The organism is Streptosporangium sp. NPDC053982, from assembly GCF_055585205.1.
On the sequence record NZ_JBVJKQ010000010.1, the window covers coordinates 233,207 to 249,465 of the forward strand.

Annotated in this window: 13 protein-coding genes; 8 read left to right on the forward strand and 5 right to left on the reverse strand. The window is 73.2% G+C overall.

Going from position 1 to position 16,259, the window contains the following annotated elements:
* Positions 1–102: 102 nt before the first annotated feature.
* The gene (locus ACZ6W9_RS20085; protein WP_389967929.1) at positions 103–1,218 is read left to right on the forward strand and encodes a M24 family metallopeptidase; all 1,116 of its coding nucleotides are present in this window, start codon (positions 103–105) and stop codon (positions 1,216–1,218) included.
* A gap of 78 nt (positions 1,219–1,296) precedes the next feature.
* The gene (locus ACZ6W9_RS20090; protein WP_362937379.1) at positions 1,297–2,442 is read left to right on the forward strand and encodes an acyl-CoA dehydrogenase family protein; all 1,146 of its coding nucleotides are present in this window, start codon (positions 1,297–1,299) and stop codon (positions 2,440–2,442) included.
* A gap of 70 nt (positions 2,443–2,512) precedes the next feature.
* Here ACZ6W9_RS20090 and ACZ6W9_RS20095 read toward each other — a convergent pair whose 3' ends face one another.
* Positions 2,513–3,259: a hypothetical protein gene (locus ACZ6W9_RS20095; protein WP_470119004.1), complete on the reverse strand. Its 747-nt coding sequence runs from the start codon at positions 3,257–3,259 to the stop codon at positions 2,513–2,515.
* Positions 3,260–3,586: 327 nt separating this feature from the next.
* Positions 3,587–4,999 carry a dihydrolipoyl dehydrogenase family protein gene (locus ACZ6W9_RS20100; protein WP_389967933.1) on the reverse strand — a complete coding sequence of 471 codons (1,413 nt, stop codon included), beginning with the start codon at positions 4,997–4,999 and terminating at the stop codon, positions 3,587–3,589.
* A 192-nt stretch (positions 5,000–5,191) separates the two neighbouring features.
* Between ACZ6W9_RS20100 and ACZ6W9_RS20105 the strand changes: the two genes are divergently transcribed.
* From ACZ6W9_RS20105 to ACZ6W9_RS20130, 6 genes are all read left to right on the forward strand, one after another.
* The gene (locus ACZ6W9_RS20105) at positions 5,192–7,006 is read left to right on the forward strand and encodes a sensor histidine kinase (RefSeq protein ID WP_470119006.1); all 1,815 of its coding nucleotides are present in this window, start codon (positions 5,192–5,194) and stop codon (positions 7,004–7,006) included.
* Positions 7,007–7,083: 77 nt separating this feature from the next.
* The gene (locus ACZ6W9_RS20110; protein WP_389967937.1) at positions 7,084–7,560 is read left to right on the forward strand and encodes an Lrp/AsnC family transcriptional regulator; all 477 of its coding nucleotides are present in this window, start codon (positions 7,084–7,086) and stop codon (positions 7,558–7,560) included.
* A 355-nt stretch (positions 7,561–7,915) separates the two neighbouring features.
* Positions 7,916–10,243 (forward strand): HelD family protein, encoded by a 2,328-nt coding sequence (locus ACZ6W9_RS20115; protein ID WP_389967939.1) that lies wholly within the window; start codon positions 7,916–7,918, stop codon positions 10,241–10,243.
* Between the two features lie 598 nt (positions 10,244–10,841).
* Positions 10,842–12,575 (forward strand): apolipoprotein N-acyltransferase, encoded by a 1,734-nt coding sequence (gene lnt, locus ACZ6W9_RS20120; RefSeq protein ID WP_470119009.1) that lies wholly within the window; start codon positions 10,842–10,844, stop codon positions 12,573–12,575.
* Positions 12,575–13,318, forward strand: a complete 744-nt coding sequence (locus ACZ6W9_RS20125) for a polyprenol monophosphomannose synthase (RefSeq protein ID WP_362937411.1) — start codon at positions 12,575–12,577, stop codon at positions 13,316–13,318. Before lnt ends, ACZ6W9_RS20125 begins: the two co-directional genes overlap by 1 nt.
* A gap of 167 nt (positions 13,319–13,485) precedes the next feature.
* Positions 13,486–14,061: an FxsA family protein gene (locus ACZ6W9_RS20130; protein ID WP_389967945.1), complete on the forward strand. Its 576-nt coding sequence runs from the start codon at positions 13,486–13,488 to the stop codon at positions 14,059–14,061.
* Positions 14,062–14,136: 75 nt separating this feature from the next.
* Here the strand turns inward: ACZ6W9_RS20130 and ACZ6W9_RS20135 are convergent, their stop codons facing one another.
* From ACZ6W9_RS20135 to ACZ6W9_RS20145, 3 genes are all read right to left on the reverse strand, one after another.
* A complete protein-coding gene (locus tag ACZ6W9_RS20135; protein ID WP_389967947.1) occupies positions 14,137–14,580 on the reverse strand; it encodes an SRPBCC family protein in 444 nt (147 codons plus the stop codon).
* A gap of 206 nt (positions 14,581–14,786) precedes the next feature.
* Entirely contained in the window at positions 14,787–15,221 is a 435-nt protein-coding gene (locus ACZ6W9_RS20140) for a CBS domain-containing protein (RefSeq protein ID WP_389967949.1), read from the reverse strand.
* 283 nt (positions 15,222–15,504) lie between these two features.
* Complete coding sequence (locus tag ACZ6W9_RS20145) at positions 15,505–16,092, reverse strand: snapalysin family zinc-dependent metalloprotease (protein ID WP_470119012.1); 588 nt, start codon at positions 16,090–16,092, stop codon at positions 15,505–15,507.
* Positions 16,093–16,259 lie beyond the last annotated feature (167 nt).

Consider the following 16,259-nt stretch of genomic DNA (forward strand, 5'->3'; position numbering starts at 1 on the left):
CATCGTCGCGGTCCGGGTGGGGTTTCCCTGGCTTTCCCGCACTTTCCTTGGCGCTCCGGGGCCGGATGCGCCGTTCGTCCTTCCGGCACTAGATTGGGCGGTGTGACAACGGAGTCTGCTGACCTGTATCCCGTTACCCGCCTGGCCGACGCCCGGCGGGCGACCGCCGCCGCCGGACTCGGCGCGCTGCTCCTGACGCCGGGCCCCGACCTGCGGTACGTGACCGGCTACGACGCGCTGCCGCTGGAGCGGCTGACCTGCCTGGTGCTGCCGGCCGAGGGCGACGCCTTCCTCGTGGTGCCCCGCCTGGAGCTGCCCGCCGCCGAGCACTCACCGGCCTCCCGGCTCGGCATCGAGTTCGTGCCCTGGGACGAGACCGACGACCCGTACACCGCGATCGCCGCCCGGCTGGGCGGGGTCTCCAAGGTGGGGCTGGCCGACCGCATGTGGGCGATGCAGTCGCTGCGCTTCCGCGACGCGCTCCCCGCCGCCGAGCAGGTGCTCGCCGGGACGGTCCTGCGGGAGCTGCGCATGCGCAAGAGCCCGGCGGAGGTGGCCGCGCTGCGCGAGGCGGGCGCCGCCATCGACTCCGTCCACGCCAGGGTCCCGGAGTTCCTGCGGGCCGGCCGTACCGAGCGGGAGGTCGGGCGGGACATCGCCGAGGCGATCGTCGCCGCCGGCCACACGACCGTCGACTTCGTCATCGTCGGCTCCGGCCCCAACGGCGCCAGCCCGCACCACGAGCTGTCGGACCGGGTGATCCAGGCCGGGGAGCCGGTCGTGGTGGACATCGGCGGTCAGATGCCCGGCGGCTACTGCTCCGACTCCACCCGGGTCTACTGCGTCGGGGAGCCCCCGGCCGACTTCGCCAAGTACTACGACGTGCTCCAGCGCGCCCAGGAGGCCGCCTGCCGGGCGGTACGGCCCGGCGTCGCGTGCGAGGCGATCGACGCCGCCGCGCGGGAGGTGATCGCCGAGGAGGGCTACGGCGAGTACTTCATCCACCGCACCGGCCACGGCATCGGCCTGGAGACCCACGAGGAGCCCTACATCGTCGCGGGCAACGCCGAGCCGCTGGCACCGGGCTTCGCCTTCTCCGTCGAACCGGGCATCTACCTCCCCGGCGTCCACGGCGCCCGCATCGAGGACATCCTCGTCTGCACCGAGGACGGCGGGGAGCGCGTCAACCACCGGCCTCGCGAACTCGTCATCGTGTAACAAGTGTCACAATCGGGGTGGCCGGTGAACCCGGTCACCCTTTTTGTCGCTCGCGCCCATGACCTGGAGTGTGCGGATATGACCGTTGAACGTGTTCTGCCGACCGCCGAGGCCCACGACCTGATCGACCTGGTCCGCGACCTCGCCGGCAAGGAGGTCGCGCCCCGGGCCGCGGCCGACGAGGCCGCCGGGCGCTTCCCCCGGGAGGTCTTCACCACCCTGGGCCGCTCCGGCCTCCTCGGGCTGCCCTACCCCGAGGAGCACGGCGGCGCGGCGCAGCCGTACGAGGTCTACCTCCAGGTGATCGAGGAGCTGGCGGCCGGGTGGCTCGCGGTCGGCCTCGGCCTGTCGGTGCACACCCTGTCGTGCTTCCCCGTCGCGGCCTACGGCACCGACGCCCAGCGCGCGGAACTGCTGCCGGAGATGCTCGGCGGTGAGCTGCTGGGCGCCTACTGCCTCTCGGAGCCGCAGTCCGGCTCCGACGCCGCCGCCCTGACCACCCGGGCCGCGCGCGACGCCGGCGGCTACACCGTGGACGGGGTCAAGGCGTGGATCACCCACGGCGGTGCCGCCGACTTCTACACGCTCATGGCCCGCACCTCCCCCGACGGGGCCCGCGGCATCTCCTGCTTCCACGTCCCGGCGGGAACGCCGGGACTGTCGTTCGGCGAGCCCGAGCGGAAGATGGGCATGAAGTCCTCGCCGACCGCCCAGGTCCGCTTCGACGCCGCCCGGCTCGGCCCCGACGCCATGGTGGGCGCCGAGGGCGAGGGATTCCGGATCGCCATGGCCGCCCTGGACGGCGGGCGGCTCGGCATCGCCGCCTGCGCGGTGGGCGTGGCCCAGGCCGCGTTCGACGCCGCCGCCTCATACGCCAGGGAGCGGCGGCAGTTCGGCTCGCGGATCGTCGACTTCCAGGGCGTCGGCTTCATGCTCGCCGACATGGCCACCCAGATCGCCGCCGCGCGCGCCCTCTACCTGGACGCCGCCCGGCTGCGCGACGCCGGCCGGCCGTACGGCACGCAGGCCGCGATGGCCAAGCTGTTCGCCACCGACGTGTGCATGAAGACCGCCACCGACGCGGTGCAGGTGCTCGGCGGCTACGGCTACGTCGAGGACTTCCCGGTCGAGCGGTACATGCGCGAGGCGAAGGTGCTGCAGATCGTCGAGGGCACCAACCAGGTCCAGCGCCTGGTCATCGGCAGGGCCGTCGCCAAGGGCTGACCGGCTGGTCCGGGGTCGATCCTGGCCGCCGGGGGCTCCGGCGGCTCCGGGGGCTCCGGCGGCCCCCCGGTCAGACGGGCAGGGACAGGACGGGTACGAAGGCGAAGCCGACCGTGCAGAGGACGGCGCAGGCCAGGGTGGCGACCGCGGTGCGGGCCCGCGCCGCGGCGGTCGGGCGCAGGATGACCGGCAACGCCAGGCCCATGATCACCAGAGCCGCGAGCGACCACGGGAGCGCGGAGAAGGAGTTCACACTGTCCAGCAGTTCCGCCGACCGCAGTTCCTGGGCGAACCGGGCCAGCAGCACCCCGCTGAGCGCCCCCACCACGAGGTCGCCGCACAGGCCGGGACGACGGCAGAGATGCCCGGTCAGGCCGAAGGCGGCCAGCACGACGGCCAGCGCCGCCATCTCCCAGCCGATGCCCCCGGGATCGCCGGGATCGCCGGGGATGAGCGGGGTCTGGCGGTCGAGCGCGTAGGCCGTCATCTGACCGGCCGCGATGCCCGCCCCGGTCAGGCCGCCGGTCAGCAGAGCCCATCCGGGCCGGGCGATGCCGCGGGTCATGGCCAGGATCAGCACGCCGTACAGGTAGGGATCGTAGAAGGCCACGACATGCGTGGGCAGCACCTCGGTGAGCATCCGGCCGGCCAGGGCGAGGGCCATGCCCAGGGTCAGGCCCGCCAGCATCCGGCCGATGATGGCCCGCTCCCGCCGGTCCAGCGCCCGGAAGTCGGGCTCGAGGGAGACGGGCAGCACCCCGGGAGGGCCGCCCTCCCGCGACGCGGGCCACCGCGCCGCGTCATCGCTCGTCTTCATGGCGGCGACCTCACCTCCCCGAACTTCCCGGAATCCATCTGTATGGTCTTAATTCCGCATATGGGGTGGGTGTGGTGGCGGGAAAGGGGCAAAGCTTTTCTAAACTGTGCTTATGGCGACGCTGCGCGTCGCGGCTCGGGGGCTCCTGAGCCGGTGTCTTCCCTCGTCACTCCGCCGCTTCGCGGCTGCGTTCCTCAGTCCAGACACCGGCGCCCCCGAGCGGGTCCAGACACCGGCGCCCCCTCGCGGGTCCAGCCAGTCGCGCCCTTGAGCGGGTCCGATCAGGGGTGCCTTTGAGCGGGTCCGGTCACCGGTGTCCGTGAGGGGTCAGAGGCCGTATTCCTCCAGGAGGCGGAGCCAGATCTCGCTGACGGTGGGGAAGGACGGGACGGCGTGCCACAGCCGGTCGAGGGGGACCTCGCCGGTCACCGCGATCGTCGCCGAGTGCAGCAGCTCGGCGACGCCCGCGCCGACGAAGGTCACTCCGAGCAGGACGCGGCGCCGCTCGTCGACCACCGCCTTCGCCCGCCCCCGGTAGTCCTCGCCGAGCAGGTAGGCCCCGGTCACCGAGGCCAGGTCGTACTCCACCACGCGGACGTCGAACCCCTCGGAGCGGGCGGCGGCCTCGGTCCGGCCGACCGCGCAGATCTGCGGGTCGGTGAAGACCACCTGGGGCGCGCCGAGGGAGTCGGCGACGGCGCGCAGCCCCGGCAGGTCGTCGCGGTCGCCCCGGGCCCGCGCCGCGATCACGTCGCCGCACACCCGCGCCTGGTACTTGCCCATGTGGGTGAGGAGGTTGCGGCCGTTGACGTCGCCCACCGCGTACAGCCAGCCCTCCGGGACCCCGGTGGCGCGCATGCTGTCGTCGACCTCCACCGGGCCCTTCCCGGACAGGCCCACGGTGTCGAGGCCGAGGTCGCCGGTCGCGGGCCGGCGTCCGGTGGCCATCAGCAGCTCGTCGGCCGTGATCGGCGGTCCCTCGCTCAGGTGGACGGTCACCGGGCCGCCCGGTACGGGCCGCTCCACCTTCGTCACCTCGACGCCGAAGCGGACGTCGACGCCGCCGTCGGCCAGCGAGTCGCGCAGCAGCTCCCCGGCGAACGGCTCGATCCGGTCCAGCAGCGAGTGGCCCCGCACCAGCATCGTCGTCTCCGCGGCGCCCAGCCCGTGCATGGCCTGCGCCATCTCGCAGGCCACCACGCCGCCGCCCACCACGACGAACCGCTTCGGGACCTCCTGGGCGACGGTCACCTCGTGGCTCGTCCAGGGGGCCGCTTCCCGCAGACCGGGGACCGGCGGGAGCACCGCCTGGCTGCCGGTGGCCAGCACGACCGCGTGCCGGGCGGTCAGCAGGCGGACGGCGCCGCCGGGAGCGGTCACCTCGACCCGCAGCGGCCCGCTCAGTCGTCCCCGGCCCCGTACGAACTCCGCGGGCACGTTCTTGATCCACTTCACCTGTCCGGCGTCGTCCAGGTGCGAGACGGCCTCGTCGCGCCGGGCGAGCACCGCGGCGACGTCCAGGGGGCCGAGGGACATGCCGGGCACCCGGCTGACGTCGGCGGCCAGCTCCACCGGGCGTAGCAGCGCCTTACTGGGTACGCACGCCCAGTAGGAGCACTCTCCGCCGGCGAGGTCCTTCTCCACCACCGCGGCGCTCAGCCCCCCGCGGACGGCCCGGGCCGCGACGTTCTCCCCGGCGGGACCGGCCCCTATCACGATCACGTCGAACTCGTCGGACACCACTACCTCCAGGACGCGTACGCCGTCGAACGGCGGGGATCACACCAGCTTCCCACTCCGACACGGGTACGTCCCGCCCGCCCCGGACCCGTGACGCCGGATCGGGTACGGCGAAGGCCCCCCGTTCCGGTATCTTTCGTCAGCCGTTGTGTTCCCCGGCCCCGGCGAGCCGGATCCCTGAGATGAGACGTCATGACCTCCGACCAGGCGCGCGCCGCCCGTTCCCGGCATGGCCGCTGGAACGCGCAGACATGGTTCAACGTGGTGCTGCTGGCCATGGCCGTGCTGCTCGCCGTGTCCGCGGTGTTCGGCGCGAGCGTGCTGCGCACCGCGGCCGAGGCGTCCAACCGGCTCATCGACCAGATCACCGTGGGCAGGCTCCAGGCGGAGCGCATGCAGACGAGCCTGGTGAACCAGGAGACCGGCCTGCGGGGGTTCGTCCTCTCCGGCAAGGAGGAGTTCCTCCAGCCGTACGAGGACGGCCTGAGCGCCCAGCGGACCGCCGCGGCGCAGGTGCGGATGGTGGCGTCGGGGGAGAGGATGCTGGACCGCCTGGAGACGGTCCAGCGGCTGAGCGAGCGATGGCGCTCGGAGTACGCCGAGCCGATGATCGCGGCCGTACGGAGCGGCGGCACCTCGGCCGTGACCCAGGAGCGGGCCGAGGAGAGCAAGACGGCCTTCGACGCGGTCCGCCGCGCGCTCGACGACCAGAACGCCGCCTGGAGCGCGGTCAGGGACCGCGCCCGCGCCGAGCTGGAGCGGGCCCGCACGACCCGCGACACCACGTTCTTCATCATCCTGGCGGCCTTCCTCCTGACGATCGTCACGGTCGCGGTGCTGCTGCGGCTGGCGGTGTTCCGCCCCCTGGCACGCCTGGGCGAGGCGTCCCGCAGGGTCACCGGGGGCGACTTCTCCCACCACGTCGACACCGGCGGCCCGGCCGACCTGGCGGCGCTGTCGAGCGACATGGAGGCGATGCGGCGGCGGATCGTCACCGAACTGGAGGAGGCCCGCGGCTCCCGGCAGCAGCTCGCCGCCCAGGCCGAGGAGCTGAAACGATCCAACGCCGAGCTGGAGCAGTTCGCCTACGTCGCCTCGCACGACCTGCAGGAACCGCTGCGCAAGATCGCATCCTTCTGCCAGATGCTCCAGCAGCGCTACGCCGGTCAGCTTGACGAGAGGGCGAACACCTACATCGACTTCGCCGTCGACGGTGCCAAGCGGATGCAGGTGCTCATCAACGAGTTGCTCACCTTCTCCCGGGTGGGCCGCATCCGACAGGATCCCGTCCCGGCCGGCCTGAACGAGATGGTCGGCCACGCGCTGGACAATCTCTCGACGGCCGTGGAGGAGGCGGACGCCGAGATCGAGGTGGGGGACCTGCCGGTGGTCATCGGCGACCGTACCCAGCTGGTGATGCTCTGGCAGAACCTGATCGGCAACTCGCTGAAGTTCCGCTCCCCGGACCGCCGCGCGCATGTGCGGATCGCGGCCGAGAAGGACGACGGGGAGTGGCGGATCTCCCTGACCGACAACGGGATCGGCATCCCGGCCCACTTCGCCGACAAGATCTTCGTGATCTTCCAGCGGCTGCACCACCGGGACGCCTACGAGGGCACCGGGATCGGCCTGGCGCTCTGCCGGAAGATCGTCGAGCAGCACCAGGGCAGGATCTGGCTGGACACCGAGTACACCGAGGGCGCCCGTTTCATCCTCACACTGCCGGTAGCCGACATCCCGGACGCCTCCGACGGCTCTGACGCCCCGGATGCCTCCGACGCCCCGGATGCCTCCGGCGGTGAGGCCGGAGCCGGGCGGGGGGCCGCCCCGGCCCCGGCCTCTGAGGGGACTCCGGCGTCCCCCGATGAGACCGCGAAGCCCTCCGTCGGGACCGCGGTGGACGGGAAGGCGGCGCGGGCGGAAGCCGCCGGCCCGGAAGGCCCAGAGGGCCCGGACGGCCCGCGTGATCCGGAGAACGCCGAAGGCGCGCGAGCCGAGACCGGCTGAGGCGCGGGCGGCGTCGGGACCATGGCATGGCCAGGGGGCGGCGCGGAAGAGTGCCGGGTGCCGATACCGTTGATCGGGTGGAGGAGATCGACCGCCGAATCGTGACATTGCTGGCGAGTGACGGCCGGATGAGTTTCACCGACCTCGCCAAGGAGACCGGGTTGTCGGTGTCGGCGGTGCACCAGCGGGTGCGCCGGCTGGAGAAACGCGGGGTGGTGCGGGGATACGCCGCGCTGGTCGACTACGAGGCGATCGGGCTCCCGCTGACCGCGTTCGTGTCCATCAAGCCGATCGACCCGGCCGCCGCCGACGACGCTCCCGACCGGCTGGCCCACCTGGCCGCGATCGAGGCGTGCCACAGTGTCGCCGGTGACGAGAGCTACATCCTCAAGGTCAGGGTGGCGTCGCCGACGGCGCTGGAGGAACTGCTCAGCCAGATCCGCACCGCCGCCAACGTCTCGACCCGGACGACGGTCGTGCTGAGCACGCCGTACGAGCACCGGACCCCGCAGCCGCCGGGCGGCGGGACCGCCGGGGGCGCCGGGGGCGCCTGATCCGGCCCGTCCGTCGGGCTCCGTGTGGCCGCTCAGCCTCGCCTCGGCCCCGCCGGGCCCCATGGCGCTCCACGGGTCCGGCCGGGCCTCACGGGAGCCTGCAGGGTCTCACGGAGCCTCGTACGGCTCACCGTGTCCTTCGCGGTCCTTCGCGGTCCTTCGCGGTCCTCATGGTCCTTCTCCGTCCTTCACGGGCTCACGGTCCTTCCCGCGTGTGCGGTGAGGAAGGCGCGGCGAGCCGTGCCGTGAGAACGGGTGGAGGTGGCGAGACCAAGCTGTGATCGCTGTGTGGAGGCGGGTTCCTCAACGATGCTGCTAAGATGGCTGGCTGTCACAATAGTCACACAAAAGCCAAATGAGCCCGGAGCATCCCATTAGCATCAACAATAATGGATCGGCGACCGTCCGTCAACACGAGGTCGCTCGGGAGCAGGAATACGTCTCCGCTCTCTACGAGCGGCTCGACGTGCTCCGCGAGCGCACCCAGCGGCAGCTGGACGAGGTGCTCGCGCAGGGCGGGAGCGGCGGCACGCACCAGAACCGCTCCGAGCGCGACAGCTTCGCCGGGATGTACGCCGAACGCCTGGGCCGCCTGTGGGGCGTCGAGAACGGCCTGTGCTTCGGGCGGCTCGACAAGAGCGACCAGAGCACCCTCTACATCGGGCGCATCGGCCTGGCCGACGACGACCAGCGCCGGCTGCTGATCGACTGGCGGGCGCCGGTGGCCCAGCCGTTCTACGGCGCCACCCCCGCCGCGTCGATGGGCGTCACCCGCCGCCGCCACCTGCAGACCAAGGGGCGCACGGTGGTCGGGGTGGACGACGACCTGCTCGACCTCGACGGCCTCACCGACGAGGACGTCGCCACCCTCAACGGCGAGGCGGCGCTGCTGGCCTCCCTCGGCGCCCGGCGGACCGGGCGGATGCGCGACATCGTGGCGACCATCCAGTCCGAGCAGGACCGCATCATCCGCTCCGATCTGGACGGCGTGCTGGTCGTGCAGGGCGGCCCCGGCACCGGCAAGACGGTCGTCGCCCTGCACCGGGCGGCCTACCTCCTCTACACCCACCGGGAGCGGCTCGCCCGCCGGGGCGTGCTCATCCTGGGCCCCAACTCCACCTTCATGCGCTACATCGACCAGGTGCTCCCCTCGCTGGGCGAGACCGACGTGCTGCTGTCCACGGTCGCCGGGCTGTACCCCGGGCTCGTCCCCACCGTCCGGGAGCGCCCGGAGACCGCCGAGGTCAAGGGCGACGCGCGCATGGTCCAGGTGGTGGCGCGGGCCGTACGGGAGCGGCAGCGGGTGCCGCGCAAACCGGTCGAGATCCGCCTCGACGGCCGTGTCCTCAGGCTCGACGGCCGGGCCCTGGAGGCGGCGCGCAACCGGGCCGCCCGCTCGGGCAGGCCGCACAACGAGGCCCGCGCAGTGTTCGTCCGCCACCTGCTCAACATCCTCGCCCGGCAGATGGCCAAGCAGCTCGGCAAGGGCGTGATCGACGACGACGAGCTGGCCGGCATCCGCGAGGACCTGCGCACCGAGAAGCCCGTCAAGGCCGCGCTGAACAGGCTGTGGCCCTACACCACCCCCCGCCAGCTCCTGGTCGGGCTGTTCACCTCGCGTGAGCGGCTGGAGTACGCCGCGGGCGGGCTGCTGGACGCCGCCGAGCGCGAGCTGCTGCTGCGCGAGCCGCCCCGGCGCGGCGAGGACTGGTGGGCCCCCTCCGACGTGCCGCTGCTGGACGAGGCCGCCGAGTTGCTCGGCGACATCGACCCGGCGGTGCTGCGGGCCGGGGCGTGGTTCGCCGAGGAGGAGCAGGCCCTGGCGCGGGCCGCCGCCCAGGACGAGCGGCAGCACCAGCTCACCTACGCCAAAGAGGTGCTGGAGCTGACCGGCCTGGCGGAGGTCATGGACGCCGAGAGGTTCGCCGCCCGCCACCTGGGCGACGAGGTGTACCTCACCACCGCCGAGCGCGCCGCGGCCGACCGGACCTGGGCGTTCGGCCACGTCATCGTGGACGAGGCCCAGGAGCTGTCGGCGATGGACTGGCGCATGGTGATGCGCCGCGTCCCCAGCCGGTCGATGACGATCGTCGGCGACCTCGCGCAGACGGGCTCCTCGGCGGGCGCCCGCTCCTGGGGCGACGTCCTCGGCCCGTACGTCGCCGACCGCTGGCGGCAGGAGACCCTCACGGTCAACTACCGCACCCCGGCCGAGCTGATGGCCGTGGCGGCGGACGTGCTCGCCCTGGTCGGCCCCGGCCTGAGCGCGCCCGACTCGGTCCGCGAGACCGGCGCCCGGCCCTGGGCCGCCTCCCCGGCGGACCGCCTGCCCGGCCTGGTCGCCGCGGAGGTCGCGGAGGGGGGCCGCACGGTGGTGATCGTCCCGGAGACCGGCCGGGAGAAGTACGGCGAGCTCGTCACGGGGGCGGTCCCGGGCGCGGCCACCACGCCCGGGGCCGCCGCACTGGACGCCCCGGCGGCCGTCCTGACCGTCGCCGAGGCCAAGGGCCTGGAGTTCGACACGGTCGTCGTGGTGGATCCGGAGACGATCCTGGGGGAGTCGCCACGCGGGGCCAGCGATCTTTACGTCGCGCTGACCAGGGCGACCCGCCGCCTTGGCGTCGTCCACGACGGTCCGCTGCCCGGGGCGCTCTCTCGACTTGAGGTACATCGGATCACATGAGACCATTGACGGCTCTCGCCGATCCTGTCCCAGCTGCGGAAACTTGATGTTTCCGCTGTTAGGGACACGGTTGACATCTGCGCTGGGGTCGGTAGTTTGCTGCCCAGTCCAGCACGGGACTGACCGGTTGGCCGCCTTTCGACATCGCCGCCTCCTGCGCCCGTGACGGGGGAGACCCCGTCCGTACAGCCAGGCGCAGGTTCGGCGTTCCGTCGAGGCGGGGCACCCCTTCCGGGCGGGGGGTTGGACCCAGGAGGGGTCCGGGCACCCAGTAGACAACGGCAATCCGCGCCCGCCGCCGACGGGACGGAACCGGTCCGAAGGGCGGCCCGGGCCCTCTTCCCGCTCCCGTGCGAGCGTCGCAAGCGCCGGGGTGATCCCGCGGGCCTCCGTCCGCCCGGGGATCACCCCGTTGCCGTTTCCGGAGGCGTCCCGGGCCTTTCGGGCCTTTTTGACCTTCCGGGCCGTTTCCCGGACCGTGGTTTCCTCGCCGTGCTCCCGTGGCGGTACCGTTCGGGCTAGGAAAAGGGCCGGACGGGCCGGTCGGAGGGGCCGGGCGTCCGGTGCCCGCACGACGCCCCGAAGGAGAGCCGCGCCCGTGGTGCAGGAGAAGACGGCCGTTCCGCCGGCGGCCGCGCCGGGGGAGCCGGGGGAGCCGCCCCGCCGGTGGGCCGCGCTCCTCGCCCGCCCGGTGTCCGGCCGCGCCGCGGCGGCCGTCGCGGGCGGCCTGCTGCTGTTCCTGTCCTTCCCGCCGCTCGGGCTGTGGTTCCTGGCTCCCTTCGGCGTGGCGCTCGCCGTACTCGCGGCGCACGGCCTGCGCGCCCGCCGCGCCGTGTGGCCGGGCCTGTTGCTCGGCCTCGCCTTCCTGCTGCCCGCGCTGCACTGGGTGAGCCCGATCGGGACCGACGCCTGGCTGGGCCTGACGGCCATGGAGAGCCTCTTCTACGCGGCCTGGGCCGCCGGGTCGGCACTGGTGTCCCGGCTGCCCCTGTGGCCCCTGTGGAGCGCCGCGCTGTGGGTGGCGATGGAGAAGGCCCGCGGCTCGTTCCCGTTCGGCGGGTTCCCCTGGGTACGGCTGGCCTTCAGCCAGGGGGAGTCGGTCCTCACCCCGTACGCGGCCGTCGGCGGGGCGCCGCTGGTGAGCTTCGCGGTGGCGCTGTGCGGCGGGCTGCTCGCGCTGTCCGCGCTGCGGCTGCGGGCGGCGTGGCGGCCGGCGTCGCGGGAGGGGCGCACCCGGGAGCGGGGCGCCCCGGCGGAACGGGATCCGGAGACGCGGCCGGGACCGAAGGCTGATCAGGGGCCGGAAGGGCGCCGGGTCCGGGCGCCGCTGGCGCTGGCGCTCGCCGGGGCGCTGGCCGTGCCGGCCGCGGCGTTCGCCGTGCCCCGCCACGGCGACGAGGGCCGGACGGTCCGGATCGGCGTCATCCAGGGCGACGTCCCCGGCCGCGGCATGGGCTTCCTGGGTGACGAGCCCGCGGTGGTGCTGGGCAACCACACCCGGATGCTCCACGAGATGGCCCGTGCCGTACGGGAGGGCCGGACGCCGAGACCCGACCTGGTCGTGCTGCCGGAGAACTCCACCGACATCGACCCCTACCGCAGTGAGTCCGCCCGCCGTCAGATCGGCGACGCCGTCAGGGACATCGGGGTGCCCGTGCTGGTCGGCGCGGTGGTCGGGATCGGTGAGGACGGCCGGGCGACCCGCAGCATCGTGTGGGACCCGGTCAGCGGGCCCGGGGCGTACTACGACAAGCAGAAGCTGGTCCCGTTCGGGGAGTACACCCCGCTCAAGGACCTCATGTTCGCCCTGTTCGAGCGGGCCGCCCTGGTCGGCAAGCAGTCGGTGCCCGGCACCCGCGACGGCGACCTCCGGGTGGGGCCGGTGACCGTCGGGGCGATCAACTGCTACGAGGTCGCCTACGACGGCGTCGTCGGCGACACCGCGAGGACCGGGGCGACCCCCCTGGTGGTGCAGACCAACAACGCGACCTACGCGCTGACGAACCTGCCGCCCCAGCAGCTCGCCATGTCGCAGCTGCGGGCGGTCGAGCACAACCGGGCGGTGGTGACCTCGGCGATCACCGGGATCTCCGCCCTCGTGACCCCGGACGGCGAGGTCACCTGGCGCACCGGCGAGCTGGTCCCCGCGATGGACGTACTGACTGTTCCGGTCAGAAGTGAACAGACCATCGCAACCAGGGCTGGCGCGTTGCCCGAATGGGTCTTGATACTTATGGGTGCGGGCGCGGTGGCCGCCGTCGCGGCGCGCCGGATCCGCAACCTTGCCCACTCCGCGGGCGGGAGGGACGAGCAGCAGGTGGGAGACGCGTGATGGAGCGGATGCCGGGCCGGGTGCTCGTCGTCGTGCCGACCTACAACGAGCGGGAGAACCTCCCGGCCATCGTGGGCAGGGTGCGCGCCGCGGTGCCCGAGGCGCATGTGCTGGTGGCCGACGACTCCAGTCCCGACGGCACCGGGGCGGTCGCCGACGAGCTGGCGGCCGGCGACGACCACGTCCACGTGCTGCACCGGCCCGGCAAGCAGGGACTGGGAGCCGCCTACATCGCCGGGTTCCGCTGGGGCGTGGCCGAGGGCTTCGACGTCCTGGTGGAGATGGACGCCGACGGCTCCCACCAGCCCGAGGAACTGCCCAAGCTGCTGGAGCGGCTGGCCGGCGGGGCCGACCTGGTGATCGGCTCGCGATGGGTGCCCGGCGGCGAGGTGGTCAACTGGCCCGCCTCCCGCGAGTTCCTCTCGCGCGGCGCCAACGTCTACGCCCGGATGATGCTCGGCATCCCGGTCCGCGACGCCACCGCGGGCTTCCGCGCCTACCGCGCCGCCACCCTGGAGAAGATCGGCCTGGACGACGTGGAGTCGCAGGGCTACTGCTTCCAGGTGGACCTGACACTGCGCACGGTCCGCCACGGCCTGCGCGTCGCCGAGGTGCCCATCGTGTTCGTGGAGCGCACCGCCGGGGTCAGCAAGATGAGCCGGGGCATCATGATCGAGGCGTTCTGGCGGATCATGCAGTGGGGCCTGGCCGGGCTGCCCGGCCGCCTGCGCCGCTCGCGCTGAACGCCGAGTGTCGAACGCCGGGTGCCGGGCGCTCCTGTCCGGACTCCGGGGGAACCCCGGGAGGCCCCCGGAACGACCCGGGAGGATCTCCGGGGAACGCGGCGGAACGCGGCGACGCCCCGGCGCGTTGTCACAGTCGTACGGCTGTCACATGAGTTGAGGAAAAGATGCGCTTAGTGCTGTTCCTGCTCTTCCTGGTGGTCCCGATCCTGGAGATCTGGGTCCTGATCCAGGCGGGGCAGGTCATCGGCGGCTGGCCCACGGTGGCCCTCCTGCTGGCGGACAGCCTCCTCGGCGCCTGGATCGTCCGCCGCGAGGGCCGCAGGGCGTGGCGCGGCCTGCAGGAGTCGCTGCGCGACGGCCGGATGCCCGAGCGTGAGCTCGCCGACGGCGCCATGGTCGTCACCGGCGGCATGCTGCTGCTCACCCCGGGCTTCCTCACCGACATCGCGGGCTTCCTGTGCCTGCTGCCCCTCACCCGGCCGCTGGTCCGCCGCCTGGGCGCCTGGTTCTTCGCCCGCCGGGTCCGCAGCACCCTCGCCCGGTCGGCCGCCGGGCCGGTCCTCGGCTCGCCGTTCGGCGCGGGTTCACCGTTCGGTACGGGCGCGGACTCGCCGTTCGGCGGGACGCGCGGCCCGGGTGGTCCGGGCGGCTCCGGCCCGGTGATCCACGGAGAGGTGATCCGCGACGAGCCGGGCCCCGGCCCGGTCCGCGACTCGCGCCGCGACCTCACCGGCGGCTGAACCCGGCGGACGCGGGCCGAGCCGGGATCGGCGGAAGCGCCCGGCCCGGCCCGGCCCGCGACTCGCGCCGCGGCCTCATCGGCGGCTGAGTGCGGCCAGGCGGCGCAGCGAGAGCCGGAACAGCACCGCGTTCAGCGGCCTGAGCAGGGCCCAGCCCAGCCGCCCGGCCGCGCCGAGCGGCAGGTCCAGTTTCTCCTCCCAGACGATCGTGCTGCCCCCGCCGTCGCGGGGCAGCACCCGGAAGACCCCGGTGCCGCGCACCAGCCCGCCCGTGTGCCGGACCGCGACGGTCCGCGGCGGGTCCCACTCGGTGATCTCCATGGTGTCGAGGAAGCCGAGACGGCCGATGCCGGTGAAGGCCGCCAGACGGCTTCCGGCGCTCCGGCCGTCGCCGCCGGTCACCCGGGCCCGGGTGAGGACCATCCACTCCCGGTGGCGCGGCCAGTCGGTCAGTACGGCGAACACCCGCTCGGGGTGGGCGTCGGCCTCCACGGACACGCCGATGCCGCCGTCGGTCATCGGGGGACACCTCCGGCGGGGCGAAGTCCCCCGGAGCTCGTCTCGGGCATGTGCGATCCCTTTCCTCTCCTCGCCGATCCCGCACCATCCGGTCCGCATGGATCTCCCGGACCTGTCAGATCTCCCGGTTCGCCCGGTCTTCGTGGTCCTCGCGAGGAGGGACCCCGGCCGGCCGGGGTCCCTCGCGCGCCTGCCGGGCGGCCCGGTCAGGCACGTGCGTAGATACTGTGGACGAACTCGGCCAGCTTGCCGTCGGGCAGCTCCTTGGCCAGGTCGGCCTCGCTGATCATGCCGATGATGCGATGGTCCTCGATCACCGGCAGCCGCTTGATCTGGTGCTCCTCCATCTTGCTCAGCGCCTCCTCGACGCTGGTGTCGGCGTCCACCCACACCAGTCCGCGGGCCAGTTCGCCGGCCGTGGTCCGTTCGAGGTCCCTGCCCTCGGCGCAGCACTTCACCACGATGTCGCGGTCGGTGATGATCCCCTTGAGCCGGTCGTCGTCGCCGCAGATCGGCAACGCGCCGACGCCCATGTCGCGCATCATCCGCGCGGCCGTGCGCAGGTTCTCGTGCTCACCGACGCATTTGCAGCCCTGGTGCATCACGTCCCGAGCCTTCTTGCCGGTTTCCGCTGTGCTCATCGAGGCCCCCCGAGATGTCGGTCGATGCTTTCGAGGGGGTTTATACCCATATGTCGGCCTAGTCGCCGCTCGCCGGATGAGTCAGGCGGCGCGTCTGGTCAGCCGGACCTCGATGTCGATCCCCTGGGCCCGGACGTCGCAGGTCCCGAAGGCGCTCACGGCCGCGAGGGCCTCGAAGCGCTCCCGGGTGCGGACATGCGAACGGCCGGCCCGGACGAACAGGTCGTCCGGGCCGGCCGCCGGGAGGGGATGCCGGGTCGCCGCCGAGAAGGGCTGAGAAGGGTTACCTCAGGGCGGCCTCAGGGCTGTCGACGTAGATCTCGCCGAAGCGGATCGCCGGGGCGAAGCCGGCGAAGTTCCGGTTGACCTGGGCCTTCTCGGTCGAGTTCGGGTAGGGGTTGGTGCAGCTCGTGCCCGCGCTCGCGCCGGACATCAGGTCCGTGCACAGACCGGTGCGCCGGTCCGGCAGGCCCAGGATGTGACCGATCTCGTGGGCGGCGATCCGCAGCGGGTTGTGGCCCTCCGCGGTGGCCTGCCTGCCCATCCAAATGGTCCCCCGGCCCAGGCTGACCGGCTGGGTGCGGGGCCATCCGTCGTCGGCCAGGACGACGAAGTCCGCAGGGGTACCGGCCACCAGGCGCACGTTGGACACGCTGGAGTTCCAGATCTGCGCGGCCTGGTCGACCGCCGAGCGGAACTCGGCGGCCCGGCTCGCGTCGTAGCGCAGCACGCGCACGGCCACCGTCTGCCGGGCGTCCGCCCCGGCCGCCCGCGCGAACGAGGCGGATGACGCGGACGAGGCGGGTGAGATCGCCACCAGGGCGGCGAGCCCTACCAGGAGGGCGGCGAGGGTGCGGATGATCCTGGACATCTGGGAGGCCTCCTCGGCCGTTGGGGGGTGCCCGTCAGGGCGAGGAAACCTCACCCTGACGGGGGACTTACGAGGGGTGCCGTTGCCCGGACCCCGCGAGGGGGCGCCGGTGTCCGGGCCCCGCGAGGGGGCGCCGGTGTCTGGACTGAGGAGCGGAGGAGCGAAGC